Origin of the sequence: Desulfobacter sp. UBA2225 (assembly GCF_002348205.1) — a bacterium.
Taxonomy (GTDB): domain Bacteria; phylum Desulfobacterota; class Desulfobacteria; order Desulfobacterales; family Desulfobacteraceae; genus Desulfobacter; species Desulfobacter postgatei.
This window is the reverse complement of record NZ_DDYV01000133.1, coordinates 1-4,324: the sequence shown is the minus strand read 5'-3', so window position 1 is coordinate 4,324 and position 4,324 is coordinate 1. Positions and strand designations below refer to the sequence as shown.

Below are 4,324 nucleotides of genomic sequence, written 5' to 3'. Positions count from 1 at the left end.
CAAACGCCTCATGTAGAAACTGCAAAATTATATGAGGCGTTTGGGGTCAAACCAAGTACAGGGCAAGCAAAATCAAAGCAGGTTCGCACGCTTTTGAAAATGACTCCGTTTGATGTGAATTGGACATTGCCAAGTCGAATGGAAGATCATCCGCTTGCATGGATGATACAACTTAATGGATTTATCGTTGATGTCAGAACTCAATCAAAGGAAATTCAAGAAATTGCTTATAAAAAAGGCTTAATCCCTTACATCCCTGAAAAATAATAGAGGAGGTCCGTTATGGCATACAACACCATTATTGCAGAGACCCTTGACGGCCATGTGGGCTGTGTGACCCTGAACCGCGCTGAGGCGATGAACACTTTTTCCAGTCAGATGGCTGAAGATCTGTATGATGCACTTAAAGGGTTTGAGATTGCCCCCGATGTCAGGGTCATTCTTATCAAAGCTGCAGGCAGGGCATTTTGTGCCGGTATTGATGTGAATGAACTCAAAGGTAAAACAACGAATCAGTATCGTGAATGGATTGAGAAAATGGAAGCCCCCCTGGTGCTGATATCCAAATTAAAGACCCCGGTGATTGCCCAGGTCCAGGGGGTGGCGGCAGCCAACGGCATGGGGCTTGTGGCGGCATCGGACCTGGCCATTGCCGCCGATAACATAAAAATGGGACTGACCGCTATTAACGTGGGATTAAACTGCGTGGGACCGGTGATTCCCGTGGCCAGGTGCGTTGGACAAAAAAAAGCATTGGAACTGCTGCTTTACGGTGAACTGGTCACGGCAGACCAAGCCTTGGAGTTAGGGCTTATCAACAGGGTGGTCCCCAGGGAGGATCTGGATGAGGCAGCCCTTGCCTGGGCCCGGGATTTGGCAAAAAAAAGTCCGTTGGCTGTTAAAATCGCCAAGTCCGCTTTTTATGCGTCCCGGGATATGCCCTATGAAGCCCAGTTTGCGTACATGAACGAAGCCTTTGCCAGATTGTGCGATACCCGTGATGCCAAGGAGGGTGTGGCAGCTTTTTTTGAAAAGCGTCCGCCGGTATGGCAGGAGAAATAAAAAAAAGCAGGTTATCAACGGCGATACAGGACAGGAAAGACAAGAACGCCCAATGCCATGACAACGCTCCCGCAGGGAAACGCATAGGAAAGGCTGAAAAAGTCCATGGCCAGGCCGGCCATGACCGAACCTGTGAACATGCCAAGGGAGTGGGCGGACGTTAAAATGGCCATCACGGATCCCATGGCCTGCCTTTGTTCACCCTTAATCACGGCAAGGGCTGTCAGGGCCGGCATGGCAATCCCCCCGCCCAACCCGAAGAGACAGACGCCTGCAAACAGATCCAAAAATGAAGCCGCCCAGAACGGGTATACAATACCCGCGGCAGACAATATGCCGCCGATAATCACCATGATTTTCTTGTTCCACCGGTCCGCAGCATAACCCATAGGCACCTGCAAGAGACCCGAGACAAATACGCCGGCGGTCACAAGTAATCCGATTTTTCCGCCGGCCAGGCCAAAGGTCTTGCTGGCATACAGGGGCATGAAACACCAGATAATGCCGATGCATGCCGTGTAGGCATACCTGAAAACCACCAGACCGGCCAGTTCCCAGTCCCGAATCACCACGGCCAGGGAGGCCGGTGCGCGTTTATTGATTCTAATCTGTTCTTCGGACAAAGGCGGAAGAAAGAGAAAGCACAGGACTGCGCCCAGGGCGGACAGTACGGACATACAGTAGAATGCTGCGTTTAAAGACCAGGTTTGCTGTATCACTCCCCCCATCACCGGTCCCAAAGAGAGACTTAAAAACATGGAAAGGTTGAACAGCCCCATGGCGTATCCTTCGGTGCCTTCGTTGGAGATCTCTCCCACATAGGCCTGGACCGCGGGCATGATCATGGCAGAGCCTGCCCCCTGGATAAAGCGAATGGCGATAAGTCCTTCTACATTGGTGGTCCAGATAAAGGCGATAGCCACCAGCATGTACGTCAAAAGTCCTGCCAGGATAAAGGGTTTGCGCCCCTTTTTATCTGAAAGCGTGCCGAACCAGGGCAGAAAAACCGCCCGGGAAAGGGAAAAAGCCCCGAAAATCATGGCCACATAAATGCCTGCCGCACCAAGATCATGGGCGTAGATGGGCAGCAGGGGCACCACAATGCCCACCCCGGTAACCGTAATAAAAATAATGAAAAAAAGGGTGATGAAGACCTTTTTGTGGTTCGAAGGGATGGCCCGGCATCCACGGTGTATGATCCGGGCAACAGCCTGGGACACGGGTTCGCGTATGCCGAAAAAGAGATCCATAGTACAAAGTTGGCGCCTGTGCCCTAGGCCAGGCATTCCTGAACCTGATCAATGAACCGACTGGGGGTGGCAAAATCGCCTTTGCGGTAATTGGCGTGGCTTAGGTACAAAAAACGTTGGGCCCGGGTCATGGCCACATACATGAGCCTGCGTTCCTCAAACAGGGCTGTGTCGCCTTCGTCAATGGAGCGCCAGTGCGGAAACAGCCCCTCTTCGCACCCGGCGATGAACACCACGTCAAATTCCAGTCCCTTGGCCGAGTGAATGGTGAGCAGGCCTACCCCGTTTTCGTTCTGGTCGTCTTCGTCTTTGTCCTCCCGGATCAAAGCCGCCTCTTCCAGGTATTCCAGCATGGTATTCTTGGCCCGGGCCGTGTGGATCAGCTGTTCGATATTCTCTTTTTTGGAAATGAACTCTCCATCTGTTTTTGTCTTCGTTTTTAAATAGTCATAATACCCGGTGCGGTCAATGACGGTTTCCATGGCCATGGCCGGGGCCATGTCATGGATGGTGTCCAGGATATCCAGGGCATCGGACATGTTTTCATGGATCTTTTTGGTCACCAGCCGGTCCTTGACCATGATCCGTGCCGCCCCCTGAAGGCTTGCGCCCTGGGGGCGCAGGTCGGCAAGCTTCTTAATCATGGCAGGACCGATTCCCCGCTTGGGCGTATTGATAATCCGCTCAAAGGAGAGGTCATCATTGGGGAAAAACGAGGCACTTAAATAGGAGTTGATGTCCAGGACTTCCATGCGTTCAAAAAAGCCCTGGGAGCCCATGAGGCGGTAGGGAATGCGGAAAGCCCGGAAGGTCTTTTCAAAGGGCAGGGAGCAGAATTTGGTCCGGTAGACCACGGCCATCCTGTCAAAGGGGATTCCCTGGCCCTGTTTGTTCAGACCCAGGATACGCCTGGCAGTCCACTCGGCTTCATGGGCATCGGACAAGAAATCATAGATCTCCACCACCCCGCCTTTTTTCTGTGAAAAACAGCGTTTCTCCATTTTGTCCGGGTTATGGTCAATGAGATCATTGGCTGCCTGGACAATCTCGTTGGCGGATCTGTAGTTTTCCTCCAGCCTGAAAATTTTTGCATCTTTATATTTTTGTGCAAATCGTAAAAAGTGATTCACGTTGGAGCCCCGGAATCCATATACGGCCTGCCAGTCATCGCCTACGCAGAACAGGTTGCGGTGCTCCCCTAACAGAAGCGAGGTCAGCTCCTCCTGCAGGTTGTTGGTATCCTGGTACTCATCCACCAGGATGTAGGAAAAAAGATCCTGGTAAAAATTGCGGACATCCGCATTGTCCCGGAGCAGGTCCCGGGTCTTAAGCAGGATGTTGTCAAAATCAACACAATTCATTTCCGCCAGGCGTTCTTCAAATTGGGCAAACATATCCGCCATGCGAATGTTCAAGAATCCTGGTTTGCGGTCAAAATATTTGGCAGGATCCCCGTCGTTCTTGGCCCGGGAAATGGATGAAAGAATGCGGTTTGCGTATTTTTTGTCAATATTATTTTTTACGCACAGCTCCTTGATCAGCTTGTCCTGCTGGTACACGGTGAACACCTGCAACGGCGGGGTGTACCCCATGATCTGACAATGGCGTTTCAAGATCATCAGACAGGCGGAATGATAGGTCCTCACCCATTCAAAGCGCATTTGGTGAAGACCGGTCATCTCCATAAGGCGGGTTTTCATCTCCTGGGCCGCCTTATTGGTGAAGGTGATGGCCAGAATGCGCTCCGGGGCATGGCCGGTGGCAATAAGGTGAGAAAACTTAGCGGTGAGCGTCCTGGTTTTACCGGAACCGGCTCCCGCAACCACTAGGGCCGGTGAGCCGGTATGATCAACAGCGTCCTGCTGGGGCTGGGATAGTTGCATAAAGCTTAATTACATGTCCTCAAGGATTTTTTTCAAATCCGTTTCAATTTCTGTTTTAATCTCTTGCAGACGGGGCTGGGTCAGGGCCTCAAAGCGAAGCACCAGGGCCGGCTGGGTATTGGAGGCCCG

Annotated in this window: 5 protein-coding genes; 2 read left to right on the top strand and 3 right to left on the bottom strand. The window is 51.9% G+C overall.

Annotated features, from left to right (window positions below; translation table 11 throughout):
• Together B3D59_RS07210 and B3D59_RS07205 are read left to right on the top strand one after the other, a co-directional pair.
• Positions 1–267: DUF6398 domain-containing protein (locus B3D59_RS07210; RefSeq protein ID WP_286818653.1), on the top strand; the 267-nt coding region annotated here is incomplete at its 5' end.
• 15 nt (positions 268–282) lie between these two features.
• Positions 283–1,062, top strand: coding sequence for an enoyl-CoA hydratase/isomerase family protein (locus B3D59_RS07205; RefSeq protein WP_286818652.1), 780 nt, complete (start codon positions 283–285; stop codon positions 1,060–1,062).
• 14 nt (positions 1,063–1,076) lie between these two features.
• Here B3D59_RS07205 and B3D59_RS07200 read toward each other — a convergent pair whose 3' ends face one another.
• The 3 genes from B3D59_RS07200 to B3D59_RS07190 form a co-directional block, all read right to left on the bottom strand.
• Positions 1,077–2,312: an MFS transporter gene (locus B3D59_RS07200; protein WP_286818651.1), complete on the bottom strand. Its 1,236-nt coding sequence runs from the start codon at positions 2,310–2,312 to the stop codon at positions 1,077–1,079.
• Between the two features lie 23 nt (positions 2,313–2,335).
• Positions 2,336–4,195 carry an ATP-dependent helicase gene (locus B3D59_RS07195; protein ID WP_286818650.1) on the bottom strand — a complete coding sequence of 620 codons (1,860 nt, stop codon included), beginning with the start codon at positions 4,193–4,195 and terminating at the stop codon, positions 2,336–2,338.
• 9 nt (positions 4,196–4,204) lie between these two features.
• Positions 4,205–4,324: hypothetical protein (locus tag B3D59_RS07190; protein WP_286818654.1), on the bottom strand; the 120-nt coding region annotated here is incomplete at its 5' end.